Here is a 14,973-nt window from a genome sequence, read left to right as displayed (position 1 = left end):
TATTACTCGTTATAGTGTGAAAAATATGTTTTTGTCAACTCTTCTGAAGTTTGAGCCAACAAATCGGAAATTTTGGATAAAAACTTGTCTAGTTCCAAATATACAAACTCTTTCTCTTCTGTTTTTAACAGTTTTTTTGCATTTGTTAATTTCAACATAGAAAATACTTTAAAAACGGGCTCTTCGAAAGAGTCTAAATAAGGAGATGAAGAGGTATTGGGCAACTCTTTTAAACTCTTTAACAATTCATCTATTATGTGAATTAAAGATTTGGGATATTTGGGAGTAAAAAGTAAAAGTTCAAGTATATTTTCCATTTTTAAGGTTGATTTATAATAGGCTCTGTAAGCATTATAACTCTCATAAGAGTTTAGCATAGAGTCTAAAATATCATATTCAAGATGACTTTGAAGTTTTGTAGTAAGAAGTGATCTCATTTTTGAAATAAGAAGTAAAGAGGTCTCTAATTTACAACCGATATCATAAAGAATCAAACCTTGGTCATCTGAAATACTTTCGTCAATAAGTTCTTTGTAGGCTATTAGATAAATCAAAAGTTTATCCAAGGCATCTATATGTTCTCTATTTGAAAGAACTTTCCTTCTGTTGTAGTCGTACCATCCTTTTTGCATTTTATCATAAACTCTCCACGCATCAATGGTAAGAAGATTTTTAATATTTGCATTTATATTGCTAAGCATTGATAAAGTAAAAGATAAACTTCCTACTCTAGAGTTGTCTTGAATAAGAGATATTACTTCATTAAAAGGTTTTATCTCTTTTTCTTCTTCTAAAAATCCGGGGTAGGTCATAGTAAGATGGGTTAAACAGATATTTAATATATCCGTACTTTTTTTCGATAAATTTCTATCTTCATATCTGTTTAGATTCAACATACTTTTTAGATTGAATCTTAACATTCTTGTTGTAATAATTGCTCTGTTTAAATATCTTCCCAGCCAGAAAAGATTTTCTGCTCTTTTTGTCGAAATATTTTCCAATCTTGTATCCAAAAAGTTTCTGCTTCTTGTGATTCTGCTGATTTTATTCTCTTCATCTTCTCCTAAAATCCATAAATCTTTGCTTGTACCTCCTCTTTGATTTGATACTACAAGGGAGTCTTTTTGATTTGAAACTCTTACTAAACCGCTTGGCATAATTTTATAATTGTCATCTTCTTTATAAGCAAAAGAGCGGATAACTGCGTTTCTTGGCTCTATCTTATTTCCTACATATGAAGGAACGGTTGAAAAATCAATTATCTCTTGTCCTACATAATAAATAGGAGCTGCAATAATTTTCTCTATCAAGCTGTTTTTCTCTTCATTGTTTAGCTGGTTTCCGAAATAGACTTCAATTTTTTCTGTTCTGTCTATTTTTTTTATAAGAAGATTATCTATATTTGAAATAACAAAATCAAGCTCTTTTTTTTGTCCGCACCACCAAGTTGCGATTTGGGGCAAAATTAAATCTTCATTTAGAAAAAATTTTGCAATATTCTTCATAAAAGGGTTTAAGCCTACATTTTCCAAAATTCCGATACCGATTGGATTTATCATAGATAAGTTGTCATTTCTTAATACATTTGTTAAACCCGCAACTCCTAGTTTAGAACTGTTTTGAAGTTCCAAAGGATCGCAGAACTTAGAATCTACTCTTCTAATCATAGTATCGACTTTTTTTAATCCGCTTAATGTTTTTAGCCAAAGCTGATTGTTTTTTGTAAGTAAATCTTCACCTTGAACTAATGTAAGGTTTAAAAAAGAACTTAAATATGAATGTTCAAAATAGGTCTCATTGTGAGGTCCCGGGGTTAAAAGGACAATTAAAGAATCTTCGTTTTTATTTGAAAGAGTTGAAAGCATATTTTTATAATTTTCAATAAAACTTGCAATTTTTTTAATCTTTATATCAGGATAGAGATCAGATAAAATAGAGTTCATTGTAAGACGATTTTCTATTGCATAACCTAATCCTGAAGGCGATTGAGTTCTATCATTGATAACCCAGAATTTTCCGTCAGGACCTCTGCTTATATCAGCTGCATAAAATTTCATAGTATAGTATTCACTGTTTTCAAAGTTGAAAACTTCAGGTAAAAAACTTTTATGGGCAAATATAATTTCAGCAGGGATAATCCCCTCTTTTATCAATCTTTGTTCGGTATATAAATCTTTGAAAATCAGGTTCAAAAGTTTCGCTCTTTGTTGTAAACCTTTGCTTACATCTTCCCACTCTTGCTCTTTTAAAACAAAAGGAATGGGATCTAAATTCCATCTTCTGTTACTTCCTGTGGGATCATTATACACATTATAAGTAACCCCGTTATCTTCTAATCTCCAATCTATTTCAGTCTGTTTTTGTTCAAGTTTTTCAATATTTGCATTTTCTATTGCAGTTTTAATATCTATCCAATGCTCTTTTACATTGTTCTTTTCATCAAACATTTCATTAAATGAAGAATCTAACTTACAACTGTCAAAAATATCCATTTAGTTTTTTGTCCACCTTTGTCTTAAGTCTAAAATATGAGGGAACTCTTTGTTTTTAGGCATCTTATGAAAATAGAATTTTTCCAGTCCTTTTTTATCTACAAGGGCTCTTTTAGCTCCATTTGCAAAAATTGCATTTTTTGAAGATAAAACAATCGGATCAAAATCCACAATTTCTCCTTGTGAATGATTAAAATCCCAATATCTGTTTATTCTTCTTGATTCCGCTTCGTAAGAATTAACAGGGAAAGTATCATAACTTCTTCCTCCAGGATGGGAAACAAAATAGTTAAATCCTCCTATTGATCTATTATTCCATTTATCGACAATATCAAAAGTTAATGGAGTATCGACTCCTATTGTAGGATGCAGTGCCGACCAAGGCTGCCATGCTTTATATCTAACACCGCTTACAAACTCTCCTTGTATATTTGTTCTGCTTAAAGGAATTTGAATACCGTTGCAAGCTAAAGTATATCTCTCTTCGTTAAAATTTTCAATCTTTATTTGCAGTCTTTCAACGGATGAGTCTACGTATCTGGCTGTTCCTTGGGAACTTGACTCTTCACCCAAAACATTCCAAGGTTCAATTGCCGCTCTTATTTCAACAGGCATATTTTCGATAACACTCATTCCGTATAGAGGAAATCTAAACTCAAAGAAGGGATCAAACCAATCAATTTTAAAATTATAACCGTTGTCGTTTAAATATTGTACAACCTCTTTAAGGTCCTCTTTTACATAATATTCAAGCAAAAATTTATCATGCAGCCTAGTTCCCCATCGTACAAGTTTATGTTTATAAGGATTTCTCCAAAAGCAAGCAACCAAAGCACGTACAAGTAACATTTGTAAAAGAGCCATTTGGGAGTGCGGCGGCATATCAAAAGCTCTAAGTTCCAAAATTCCAAGTCTTCCTGAACTGCTGTCGGGAGAATAAAGCTTATCTATACAAAATTCACTTCTATGGGTATTTCCTGTGATATCCGTTAGCATATGCCTAAAGAGTCTGTCTGTTAACCAAAAAGGAACATCACCGTTTTCAGGAATTTGTGAAAAAGCAATTTCAAGTTCATATAGATTTTCCAATCTTCCTTCATCTACTCTTGGAGCTTGACTTGTAGGTCCTATAAAGGCTCCGCTAAACAGATATGAAAGTCCCGGATGGTGCTGCCAAAAAGTGATAAGACTTCTAAGCAGGTTTGGATTTCTAAGAATAGGGGAATCACTAGGTGTTGCCGCACCTATTGTAACGTGGTTACCTCCGCCTGTTCCCGTATGTCGCCCGTCTATCATAAATTTTTCGGTTCCTAGTCTGCAAATTCTTGCATCTTCATAAAGTTTGAGTAAGTTATCACTTAACTCTTTCCAAGAGGATGCAGGTTGGATATTAACCTCTATGACTCCTGGATCGGGAGTTACTTTTATTCTATCGGTTCTATTATCTTGGGGAGGTTCATACCCTTCAATTATAACTGCCATATCCAATATTTTTGCTGCTTGTTCAATAGAAGCTATCATATCTAAAAAAGCCTCCGTCTCTTCTATTGGAGGAAGAAAAATACAAAGCTTTTTATCTCTTATTTCTACAGAAATGGCGGTTCTTACAAAAGTATTGCTACTATTTTGTTCTTTTGTTTTAGAGTCTATATTTTTAGCTCTTTTTTCAACTTCTTCAATATAATCTCCTAAGGCGGGATATGAAGCAAACAGATCAGGCTCAAAACTTTTTTCAAGCTCAATTTGAGGTTTTACGATTAAGGAGTCCAAAGGCAGTCTAAGTCCAAGAGGAGAGTTACCTGCACTTAAGAATAGATTTCCTCTTCTAAACTCCCATTTTGAAGTAATCCATTTTGTCCTTCCGAAATTCACGGGAAGAACGTAACCTACTTCACTGTTTAATCCTTGTTGAAGTTTTTGGGCTATTGTTCGTCTTTCTAAAGGATCTTTTAAATCATATTTCATAGGGTCGATATCAAGAGGAAGTTCAAACTCTTTCATAATATAATAAACAGGATCTTCAAAAGCAGGAATTATATTTTTATCGCTTACTCCTAAAACCAAAGCTAGTGTTGAGAGAAACTTTTTTGCATCGGCTGTTGTATAAGGATAATTTTTATTCATATCAGCAAGAAGTTCAGGATTTGTCCAAACAGGTTTTTTATCTTTACGCCAATAAATAGTTGTTTGCCATCTAGGAAGGGGTTCTCCCGGATACCATTTCCCTTGGGCATAATGTAAGAGTCCGCCGTTTGTAGTTGAGCATAGAATTCTTCTTGAAAGGTTGTTTGCAAGTTCTCTTTTATGTTCACCGTCGGCTTTGGTATTCCATTGATCTGATTCCATATCATCAATAGATACAAAAGTAGGTTCTCCTCCCATAGTAAGTCTTACATCCGTTGCTTCCAAATCTTCATCGACTTTAAAACCTAAATTGTAAATCTCTTCCCATTGAGACTCTTTATAAGGTTTTGTAACTCTTGGAGATTCAAAAATTCTGGTAACTTTGTTTTCATAATGAAACTCTGTTTTACAAGTATCCATCATCCCCTCAATAGCATGGGCACTGTTATAATGAGGCGTGCAGGCAAGAGGGATATGCCCTTCTCCTGCAAAAAGTCCGCTTGTACTATCTAGTCCAACCCAACCTGCTCCCGGGATATAAACTTCCGTCCAGGCATGTAAGTCCGTAAAATCTTCTTTTGGACCGCTTGGACCGTCTAAAGATTTTACATCTGCTGTTAATTGAACCAAATATCCCGATACGAAACGGCTGGCAAGTCCAAGGTGTCTTAAAACTTGTACAAAGAGCCAGGCAAAATCTCTACAGCTTCCAAGTTTTTTCTCTAAAGTCTCTTTTGGAGTTTGAACTCCCACTTCTAATCTTACGGTATAGTTTAAAGTATCGTTGATTTTTTGATTTACTTCTACTAAAAAGTCGATTATAGGTTTTTTGCTTTTATCAATTGTTTTAACAAAATCCTCTAGCTCTTTGCTGTTCTCTTCTATTTCCAAATAAGGAGACAACTCTTTTTTTAAATCTTTTTTATAACTAAAAGGGTAGTTTTTTGCACCATCTTCGACAAAAAAATCAAAAGGATTTATTGTAATCATATCTGCAATAATCTCTACGTCTACGCTAAACTCTTTTGTCTTTTCGGGAAAAACTACTCTTGCTTGATAATTTCCGAAAGGGTCTTGCTGCCAATTTATAAAATGGTTTTCAGGCTTGATTTTAAGAGAGTAAGCTTCAATGGGTGTTCTGCTGTGAGGAGCAGGTCTAAGTCTTATTATATGAGGAGACATTGATACATTTCTATCATAGATATATTCAGTTTTATGTGAGATTACAACTTTTAAAGCCATTTTTGATTCCTGATAGTCTAATTATTTTAATGATTATACAAAAATATTAAATCTATTTGGTTAAAATATTATATATTTTATGACTTTTAAATAATTAAAAAATTCAGAAAAGCTATTAACGTGTATTAAATCAGTAATAATATTATATATAAAATCTAAAAATATCTACTTTTTAGCACTTATATATAAATAGTGCTAAAATAAACTCTACTTATAAATACCTAAAAATAGGATTTAAAAATAAAAAAAATAAAAAATATTTTAATAATAGCACTTTATATTGACAAGTGCTAAAAATAAATGGTATAATTTCGTCACTTGATTGGGTAATAGGTCAAGAATATAGATTTAAGGAGAATGAAATGCTATTGACAAAATTTGATCCCTTTAAACAATTAAAAGAGATGGAAAAAAGTTTCTATAATTACCCTACAAATGAGGGGGTAAACGGTTTTGTTCCTGTGGTAAATACAAGAGAAGGTGAAAGTGCCTATCATATTGATGTTGATTTACCCGGAGTAAAAAAAGAGGATATCTCTGTTGATGTTGATAAAAATGTATTAACAATTGCAGGAGAGAGAAAAACAAAAGATGAAGTAAAAGAAGAAGATTATTATAAGATTGAGACCTCTTTTGGAAAATTCTCAAGAAGCTTTACGATTCCTGAAAATGTTGATATTGAAAATATTGAAGCTAGAAGTGAAGACGGTGTTTTGGAAGTTATTATTCCAAAAATCGAAGAAACAAAAACTAAAAAAAGTATATCGATAAAATAATTTATAGAGGAGTTCAAACTCCTCTATGCAATAGTCTTAACTGTAAACTCACAAAAATTAATAATTTTACTTTAACAAAAAAAAGAGTACCCTTTTAAATCAATTAGCGATAAAAATTTATTTTCTTAGTTAAAATTTTTTATTTTGGAAATAGATTAGTCAAAAGGGTCGGATTATGAATGATTTGAAGGATTATTACTTCTTCTCTTCTTTAAATGATAAAGAGTTAAAGAAATTAAAAGAGATATCTTTTTCAAAAAAATTTTCAAAAGGCGATATCCTTTTTTATAAAGATGAAAAATCTAAGTATCTACATCTTCTATCAAAAGGGGTGGTAAAAGTCTATAAACATGATTTTAAAGATAATGAAATAGTAATACATCATATAAATGCTATCTCTTTTATTGCAGAAATAGCAAATTACGAAGAGATACCTTTTCCTGCAAATTGCGCTTTTGAAACGGAAGGGGAAGTTATATTTATAGATTATGAGAAGTTTAAAGAGGAGTTCTTATATAAAAAAGAGATTGCAATGCTTTTTATCAAATCGCTCAGTCAAAAAATCATTTATTTGGAAAAATTTATAAACAGCAGTGTAAGTGTCGATGTAGCGGCAAAAGTTGCAAAATTTATTTATGACAATGAAAAGAGTTTGGATTCTATAAAACAGCTGAAAATAGCGGAGATTTTAAATATAAGAGAAGAGACTCTTTCTAGAAAAATTTCAGCTTTGGTAAAAAAAGGTATTATTAAAAAAGAGAAGCGAAATATCAAAATCGTAAATCATGAAAAGTTACTTCAAGAGTTTATTTAAGAGAGATTTATCAAAGTAATCTCACTGCTTGCTCCTAATCTCATAGGCGGTCCCCAAAATCCCGTTCCTTTATTTACATATATTTGGGTTTTTTCATTGTGTTTATGCAAACCTTTTATATAAGGTTGCTGAAGTTTTACTAAATAGTTAAAAGGAAAAATTTGTCCCCCGTGAGTATGCCCGCTTAAAACTAAATCTGCAGTTTTAACCTCTTCAATAAACTTTGGTTGATGGGCAAGAAGAATAAGAGGAAAATCCTGCGTATTTTTCAAAGCTTTTTTAATATCGGGTTTGAAATCATCTACTCTATATCCCATAATATCATAAACTCCCGCAAGATAAAAACCTTTTTCCTCTTCTCCTATATAGATATTTTCATTCTCTAATGTTTTGAAACCTAAAGTATTTACATAATCAATTATTGATTTAACACCGTGAAAATATTCATGGTTTCCTACTATAAAATAGTTTCCGTATTTTGATTTAATATTTTTTAATTCATCTAAGGCTTTTTTTGCATATTTTATATTTGTATCTACTAAATCACCTGTTATTACGACAATATCGGGATTTAGATTATTAACTCTTTTTACGATTGAAGATATAAATTTTTTATCGATAAGTCCACCTATATGAATATCACTTAATTGCACTATTTTATAAGGCTTTTTTAGATTTTTTATTTTTATATCTACTTTTTCTAATTCAACCGTTTTTGCATTGTACATTGCTTTTGCATTTACAGCCGTTGCCAAAGAGAGAGCCGTTATATCAAGAGATTTTTTAAAGAAGCCTCTTCTTTTGTCATTCATAGGTGTTTTATTTATAAGTAAAGAGAAAATTTCATAAAATAAAGTTGCAATAAAAAGAAGAAAAATCAGACCTATTGGAATAGAAAGTAAAAAGTATGCCCAGTTTGGAATTGCCGGATTATATCTTGCAAGCATATATCCAAGCACGCCTAAAAGGTTGACTACTAAAAAAAGATTAATAAAAAACTGTATTTTTTTTGAAAAGTGCAGTTTTTTTATGAATCTTCTTGATATATAAAGAGTTAAAAGAGTCATAACAGTTAAAAATATTGTTGCAAATATTAAAAATCTCATGGGAAGATTATACCCTTTGATATTTAACCGAAAATTAATATTTTTAGTTTATTTATATGGCAAAAATGCTTTAAATAGACTCTTTTAAAGAATTAATTAGATTGTCGATATCTTCAATTGTTTGTGAATAATGAACGGAAATTCTAAGCCAGCCCGGTTTTTGTTGAATCTGTTCTTTGGAAGTAAAGCCTAATAAATCATGTCCGTAAGGACCTGCACAAGAGCAGCCCGCTCTTGTTTGAATATTTGCTTTTGAAGATAACTTACGGCATATCTCATAAGGGTTTATATCTTTTATATTAAAAGAGATTATTCCTATATTTTTAGAAATTTTATTTCCATATATGGTGATATTGGGAATTTTTTCAAGCTCTTTTAAAAGGTAAGATAAAAGCATCTCTTTTTGTTTTTGTATAAATTCAAAACCTATTTCATTTCTAAGCTGGTAAGCTAAAGCGCTTTTTATAAATTGAAGTATCCCCGGAGTTCCCGCTGTTTCTCTAATACTTATATCTTTTTCATACTCTTGTATTTTAGAATTTACGTAAGAGACTGTTCCTCCTCCCGCAAAAGTAGGAGATAAAGAGGTATCTACTAACTCTTTTTTTATTATAAGTAAACCGCAGCTTCCAGGACCTCCAAGAAGTTTGTGAGGAGATAAAAACAGAGCATCATAATAGTTACAATCAACATTCATATATGGAGAACTAGCTGCGCTGTCAAAACATACAGTAGCCTTATATTTTCTTAAAAGAGCAGAGATATCTTTATAGCAAGTAATGATTCCCGTAACATTTGAAGCAATGCAAAAACTTCCTATAATCTCTCTGTGAAAATTCTGTTTTAAAATATTTTCTAACTCTTCTAAATCTATTAAGCCGTCTTTTGTAAGACCTACTCTTTTTACTTCACATAAAGCTTCTCTATAACTTATTTCATTTGAGTGATGTTCATAAGGTCCTACAATAACTAAAGGCAGTTTCTCTTTAGGTATTGAAATTTTATACCTTTTTTTTGTTGCAGGCGGGATATAAACCCCTAAAAGTTCCTGGAATTTTTTTATTGCAGCCGTTGAACCGCATCCTGTCGGTATAATCGCAAAACTTTCATCAACTGCCAAACTTTTTTTTAAAGAGTTAATTGCTTCTTCATAGTATTGACTTGTAATATCGGCATTTGAGGACTCTTTTGAGTGGGTATTGCCGTAAGTTTCAAGAACATCTCTTATTCTGTTTTCTACTTGTCTGAAAGCAAGCCCTGAAGCAGTATAATCAAAATACTCTTTTTTATTTTTGCCTATAGTGTTATATCTGATAAAATCTAATGTATTTGTATTCTTGTCAAAGAAGGGTTTATAGATATCTTTTTTCATGGCATAATTTTAGCTTATTTTTATTATATGTTTTATTAATATATAAAAGAAGAAGAGAGGAATCTACTTCTTTTTTTATGAAGCTTTTGAAAGCAGGTAGTCTCTAAAAGTTTCGAAGTTGGAGCTTTGATACTCTAGAATCAGATTTTTAATACTCTGTTTCGTATCTTCTACGGCAAATTTTATTCCCGTTTTTTTTGCGTACTGTGAATCTTTTCCATGTAAAAATCCTGCTACAAACATCTCAAATCCTACAACAGGTTTTCCATCTTTTTTTACTTTTGTTCCTATAAGTCCGATATCCGAAATATGCGGATGGGCACAAGAGTTAGGGCAACCGTTTACCGAAATTGCGACTCTCTCTTCAAAATCAGGAAAACTCTCTTCTAAATAATCAACAAGCTCTTTTGCTACACCTTTAGTTTCACTAATTGCAAATTTACAAAAATTTAGTCCCGTACAAGCTTGAATTCTTGCTTTAAAATTGGAAGGAAAAGGAGAAATTCCGACATCTTCCAACTCTTTTGCCATAGCTTCCGCATTTTTTGCAGGAACATCTGTTATTATAATATTTTGCGTAACAGTTGCTTTTAGATTATCTGCTTTATATTTTTCAAACAGTTTTATTAGCTTATTTAATCCATCTATTCCTATATGCCCTGAATTTAAAGCACAACCGATAAAACTTTTATCTTTTTGTTTACTTTTATTTATTCCAAAATGTTCTCTATATCTAGAATGGGTATACTCTATCTCATTTGGTTCTTTTATTTTAAAACTTAATGAATCTTGTAGCGTTTCTCTGAATTTTTCAATTCCCCATTCTTCTATAATATGTCCAAGTCTTGCTTTTCTTCTATTCTCTCTGTTTCCGTTGTCTCTATATATTTTTATTACGGCTTTTGTTAAAGGAATCACTTGAGAAGGAGAAACATATCCTATATGATCGGCAATTCTTCTATTTGAGGCTAAACCTCCTCCTACACTTACTGCAAAGTGAACTCTTCCGTTTTTTTGTTTTACCGCGTTAAAACTTAGATCTTGCATTTCATGGTGAATACAGTTTTTAGAACAACCGTTGACACCTATTTTAAATTTTCTTGGAAGATTTGAAAAGGCTCTGTTTCCTTTTAACTCTTCATTTATTTTTTCTACAAGATCTCTTACATCTGCAATTTCATTATGGTCTATTCCGTTTATGGGACAAGAAACAACATTTCTAGGAACATCTCCCGCTGCAAAAATAGTATGTAATTTTACAGAATCAAGTAATCTAAAAATCTCCGGTAAATCTACGATTCTTATATAATGAAACTGCAAATCCTGTCTTGTCGTAAAATCAGCCGTTCCTCTTGCATATTTTTCCGAAATATGGGCAATTACTTTTAACTGTCCTAAACTTAATTGTCCTGCAACCAGCTTTACTCTTAACATAAAGTATAAAGTCGGATCATCTTCATTTTGCAGATTTCTGTTTTGGGTATAAAGTCCGTACCATTTTAATCTGTCAATATCTTCAGGATCTACATTTTCACCTGTTATGGCATAAAGGTAGATGTCTTGAAGTACATCAAGACCGTCTTTCTCTTTTTTAATTCTTTCAACTCTTTGTGCTTTACTCTCTTTTGCCATAACTTATCCTAAAATATCTTTTGCTTCCCAATGTGGGAAATGTTTTCTAATCAGAGCATTTAATTCAATCTCAAATTCACTGTAAGGCTTCTCTTCTTTAAGCTTTTTTTCACTTTTTTGAAGAATCATTCCAGCTCCAACTGTATTATTGGTAATTCTGTCAATTATAATAAAAGAGCCCATTGCTTTGTTTTTTTCATAAGCTTCATAAGCAATACTTTGATTTAAACTGAGTTTTGCTTTTGCTATTTCATTTAACTGCAAACTGTTTGTTTGTTCTTTTTCTAAAGTATTTACATCTCTTTTATAATAAAAAGAATCAACTGTTCCTGTTGTAAAAGTTGAAGCTCTTTTTATAAAATATGATTTCTCTTTTTCCAAAGGTTCTTCGCTCATCCAAACAATATTTACATCAAAAGTATCGCTTATATCAGGTTGTTCCTCTGTTTTTACCAAAATATCCCCACGACTAATATCAATCTCATCATTTAGAGTAAGTGTTATTGCCTGTTGTGCATAGGCATACTCTAAATTCCCGTCATAGGTTATTATCTCTTTTACGGTTGAACTTTTACCTGAGGGTAAAACGGTAATTGAATCACCTTTTTTAATAACTCCGCTTGAAACGGTTCCGCAAAATCCTCTAAAATCAAGATTCGGTCTATTTACATATTGAACAGGCATTCTAAAGTGTTCCAAATCCCTGTCGCTTGAAATCTCGATATTTTCCAAAGTATTCATCAAAGTATCACCTTTAAACCAAGGTGATTGTTCACTTCTGTTTACTACATTGTCCCCGTTTAGTGCAGAAATCGGAATTAAAGTTATATCTTGTGTTAATCCAATCTCTTTTGCAAAATTTAGATAATCTTTTTTTATCTTTTCAAATCTCTCTTCGCTAAAATCCAATAAATCCATCTTATTTACGGCTATTATTAGGTGTTTTATCCCTAATAATTTTGTAATAAAAGAGTGTCTTCTAGTTTGGGTTTGCACCCCGTATCTCGCATCTATTAAGATAATTGCTAAATCTGCGGTTGATGCTCCCGTTGCCATATTTCTTGTATATTGCTCGTGTCCCGGAGTATCTGCTATGATAAATTTTCTTTTATCCGTTGAAAAATATCTATATGCCACATCAATAGTGATACCTTGTTCTCTCTCACTTTGCAGTCCGTCAACAAGAAGAGCCAAATCAAACTCATTGTCTGTGGTACCGCTTTTTTTAGAGTCGTTTTTTATTGCCGCTAATTGATCTTCAAAAATCATTTTCGAATCATGCAACAATCTTCCTATAAGTGTTGATTTACCGTCATCCACACTTCCACAAGTAATAAATCTCAAAAGTTGTTTATTCTCGTGCTCTTTTAAATACTCTTCTATATTTTGTGCTATTTTATCGCTTTTGTGTGACATCTTAAAAATACCCCTCTATCTTCTTTTTCTCCATTGAACCTGCACTGTCGTTGTCTATTACTCTTCCTTGTCTTTCACTTGTTTTTGTTAAAAGCATCTCTTGAATAATATCTGTTAAACTTTGCGCTTGACTTTCTACTGCTCCCGTTAAAGGATAACATCCTAGGGTTCTAAATCTAACCCACTCTAAAGAAGGAGTCTCTCCCTCATTTAGCGGCAATCTGTCATCATCAACAAGAATTTTTACTCCGTCTCTTACTACAACGGGTCTTTGTTTTGCAAAGTATAGAGGAACAATAGGTATCTGCTCCAAATAGATATATTGCCAAATATCAAGCTCCGTCCAGTTTGATAAAGGGAATACTCTAATTGATTCACCTTTTTTTATTTTAGAGTTATAGATATTCCAAAGTTCAGGTCTTTGATTTTTAGGGTCCCATCTATGCTTCTCATCTCTAAATGAGTAGATTCTCTCTTTTGCACGACTCTTCTCTTCATCCCTTCTAGCTCCTCCAAAAACTGCATCAAATTTGTATTTGTTTAAAGCTTGTTTTAGTCCTTGGGTTTTCATAACATCTGTGTGAACTGCACTACCGTGTGTAAAAGGACCGATTCCTTGTTTTACTCCCTCTTCGTTTATATGAACAAGAAGTTCAAAACCTAGCTCTTTTGCCCTTTGGTCTCTAAACTCAATCATCTCTTTGAATTTCCAGGTTGTATCCACATGAAGTAGGGGAAATGGAAGTTTTGCGGGGTGAAAAGCTTTTACTGCAAGGTGCAACATCACCGCAGAGTCTTTTCCTACCGAGTAAAGCATAGCCGGGTTGTCAAACTCAGCAACTACCTCTCTTAATATATGTATAGATTCAGCTTCAAGCTGTTTTAAATGCGTTAATCTTTCTGTAGTAATCATTTATCATTCCATTAATTTATTTTTTTAGAATATTTCAAATTAAAAGTTTGACTTCTTCTATTTTTTTAAATTGAATCCTTCAAATTAAAAGTTTGATTTCATCAGTAATTTTTCTATTTTACGTGTAGTCCACACTCCTTATGTTTGGGGTTTTCCCACCACCATCTTCCTGCTCTTATATCTTCGCCTTTTTTAATAGCTCTTGTACAAGGGGCACATCCAATGCTTGGGTATCCTTCATCATGAAGTTTGTTATATGGAACATTGTTTGTTTTTATATAGTTCCAAACATCATCTTCACTCCAATTTATAAGAGGATTTACTTTTATAACTTCAAAGTTTTCATCCCACTCAATAATCGGCATATCGGCTCTTGTAACACTCTGAGCTGCTCTTAGTCCCGTAATCCAGACTTTCAAAGGCTTTAAAGCTCTTTTAAGAGGTTCCATCTTTCTTATGTTACAACATCTTTTTCTATTTTCAATACTTTCAAAGTGTCCGTTTACACCTTGTGTTTGATAGAGTTTTTCTATCTCTTCGTTTTTTGGGAAAAAAATCTTTATTTTTATTCCGTATTTTAAATTTGTTGCATCCATTACATCATAGGTTTGAGGATGTAATCTTCCCGTATCAAGGGTAAAGATATTTGCTTTTTTGTCAATTTTCAAAGCTATATCCGTCAATACTTGATCTTCTGCACCTAAACTGCTTGATATTGCAGCTTCTCTTCCATACTCTTTTAAAAAGTATTCTAAAATCTCATCTGCCTTTTTATTGGCAAACTTTTCGTTTAATTTCTTAATTTCCATGCATATCATCTTTTTAAATTTGGTAATCAGGCTCTTTTACTTTGCCTAAAGGAACTTTGTTCCAAGCTCTTTCATGCAGATAGTAAAGTACCATTTTCGTGAATACTTCTATTGAACCTATTGAGGCAGCCATTGTTAAATTACCGGTAATAAAATAGGAGATTATCATAGTATCAAGAGTTCCGACAGTTCGCCATGAGACAGTTTTGACTACAGATCTGTAAGCCTTTTCTGCCATATTTCCTCTTTTTAATAAAGATTATAAGAGGATGAGTTT

11 protein-coding genes are annotated in these 14,973 nt (G+C 32.1%); 2 read left to right on the top strand and 9 right to left on the bottom strand.

The annotated features are described in order from the left end of the window. Positions 1 to 2: 2 nt before the first annotated feature. Both AANAER_RS14715 and AANAER_RS14710 read right to left on the bottom strand, forming a co-directional pair. Positions 3 to 2,492: a circularly permuted type 2 ATP-grasp protein gene (locus tag AANAER_RS14715; RefSeq protein WP_129082837.1), complete on the bottom strand. Its 2,490-nt coding sequence runs from the start codon at positions 2,490 to 2,492 to the stop codon at positions 3 to 5. Continuing rightward, positions 2,493 to 5,858 (bottom strand): transglutaminase family protein, encoded by a 3,366-nt coding sequence (locus AANAER_RS14710; RefSeq protein ID WP_129082838.1) that lies wholly within the window; start codon positions 5,856 to 5,858, stop codon positions 2,493 to 2,495. Positions 5,859 to 6,220: 362 nt separating this feature from the next. Between AANAER_RS14710 and AANAER_RS14705 the strand changes: the two genes are divergently transcribed. Continuing rightward, positions 6,221 to 6,634, top strand: a complete 414-nt coding sequence (locus tag AANAER_RS14705) for an Hsp20/alpha crystallin family protein (protein WP_044419301.1) — start codon at positions 6,221 to 6,223, stop codon at positions 6,632 to 6,634. A gap of 175 nt (positions 6,635 to 6,809) precedes the next feature. Further along, on the top strand, positions 6,810 to 7,448 hold the full coding sequence (locus AANAER_RS14700) for a Crp/Fnr family transcriptional regulator (protein ID WP_129082839.1): 639 nt from the start codon (positions 6,810 to 6,812) through the stop codon (positions 7,446 to 7,448). Here the strand turns inward: AANAER_RS14700 and AANAER_RS14695 are convergent. The 7 genes from AANAER_RS14695 to AANAER_RS14665 form a co-directional block, all read right to left on the bottom strand. Further along, a complete protein-coding gene (locus AANAER_RS14695; RefSeq protein WP_129082840.1) occupies positions 7,445 to 8,554 on the bottom strand; it encodes a metallophosphoesterase in 1,110 nt (369 codons plus the stop codon). The two genes, AANAER_RS14700 and AANAER_RS14695, sit on opposite strands and share 4 nt — an antisense overlap. A gap of 70 nt (positions 8,555 to 8,624) precedes the next feature. Next, the gene (locus AANAER_RS14690) at positions 8,625 to 9,926 is read right to left on the bottom strand and encodes an aminotransferase class V-fold PLP-dependent enzyme (protein WP_129082841.1); all 1,302 of its coding nucleotides are present in this window, start codon (positions 9,924 to 9,926) and stop codon (positions 8,625 to 8,627) included. Between the two features lie 75 nt (positions 9,927 to 10,001). Beyond that, positions 10,002 to 11,558 (bottom strand): nitrite/sulfite reductase, encoded by a 1,557-nt coding sequence (locus AANAER_RS14685; protein WP_129082842.1) that lies wholly within the window; start codon positions 11,556 to 11,558, stop codon positions 10,002 to 10,004. A gap of 3 nt (positions 11,559 to 11,561) precedes the next feature. Then, positions 11,562 to 12,974, bottom strand: a complete 1,413-nt coding sequence (cysN, locus tag AANAER_RS14680; protein ID WP_129082843.1) for a sulfate adenylyltransferase subunit CysN — start codon at positions 12,972 to 12,974, stop codon at positions 11,562 to 11,564. Between the two features lies 1 nt (position 12,975). Next, entirely contained in the window at positions 12,976 to 13,887 is a 912-nt protein-coding gene (cysD, locus tag AANAER_RS14675; RefSeq protein ID WP_179951805.1) for a sulfate adenylyltransferase subunit CysD, read from the bottom strand. Between the two features lie 113 nt (positions 13,888 to 14,000). Next, a complete protein-coding gene (locus AANAER_RS14670; RefSeq protein ID WP_129082844.1) occupies positions 14,001 to 14,696 on the bottom strand; it encodes a phosphoadenylyl-sulfate reductase in 696 nt (231 codons plus the stop codon). A gap of 13 nt (positions 14,697 to 14,709) precedes the next feature. Continuing rightward, positions 14,710 to 14,934 carry a DUF2061 domain-containing protein gene (locus tag AANAER_RS14665; RefSeq protein ID WP_044419305.1) on the bottom strand — a complete coding sequence of 75 codons (225 nt, stop codon included), beginning with the start codon at positions 14,932 to 14,934 and terminating at the stop codon, positions 14,710 to 14,712. Positions 14,935 to 14,973: the final 39 nt, after the last annotated feature.

This window comes from Halarcobacter anaerophilus (genome assembly GCF_006459125.1).
Taxonomy (GTDB): domain Bacteria; phylum Campylobacterota; class Campylobacteria; order Campylobacterales; family Arcobacteraceae; genus Halarcobacter; species Halarcobacter anaerophilus.
This window is presented reverse-complemented; position numbering and strand designations above follow the sequence as displayed.

What these genes read in the sequence shown, in the direction of transcription:
- AANAER_RS14715 (WP_129082837.1), bottom strand. Translation starts at nt 2,492, where the DNA reads ATGGATATTTTTGACAGTTGTAAGTTAGATTCTTCATTTAATGAAATG.
- AANAER_RS14710 (WP_129082838.1), bottom strand. Translation starts at nt 5,858, where the DNA reads ATGGCTTTAAAAGTTGTAATCTCACATAAAACTGAATATATCTATGAT.
- AANAER_RS14705 (WP_044419301.1), top strand. Translation starts at nt 6,221, where the DNA reads ATGCTATTGACAAAATTTGATCCCTTTAAACAATTAAAAGAGATGGAA.
- AANAER_RS14700 (WP_129082839.1), top strand. Translation starts at nt 6,810, where the DNA reads ATGAATGATTTGAAGGATTATTACTTCTTCTCTTCTTTAAATGATAAA.
- AANAER_RS14695 (WP_129082840.1), bottom strand. Translation starts at nt 8,554, where the DNA reads ATGAGATTTTTAATATTTGCAACAATATTTTTAACTGTTATGACTCTT.
- AANAER_RS14690 (WP_129082841.1), bottom strand. Translation starts at nt 9,926, where the DNA reads ATGAAAAAAGATATCTATAAACCCTTCTTTGACAAGAATACAAATACA.
- AANAER_RS14685 (WP_129082842.1), bottom strand. Translation starts at nt 11,558, where the DNA reads ATGGCAAAAGAGAGTAAAGCACAAAGAGTTGAAAGAATTAAAAAAGAG.
- cysN (WP_129082843.1), bottom strand. Translation starts at nt 12,974, where the DNA reads ATGTCACACAAAAGCGATAAAATAGCACAAAATATAGAAGAGTATTTA.
- cysD (WP_179951805.1), bottom strand. Translation starts at nt 13,887, where the DNA reads ATGATTACTACAGAAAGATTAACGCATTTAAAACAGCTTGAAGCTGAA.
- AANAER_RS14670 (WP_129082844.1), bottom strand. Translation starts at nt 14,696, where the DNA reads ATGGAAATTAAGAAATTAAACGAAAAGTTTGCCAATAAAAAGGCAGAT.
- AANAER_RS14665 (WP_044419305.1), bottom strand. Translation starts at nt 14,934, where the DNA reads ATGGCAGAAAAGGCTTACAGATCTGTAGTCAAAACTGTCTCATGGCGA.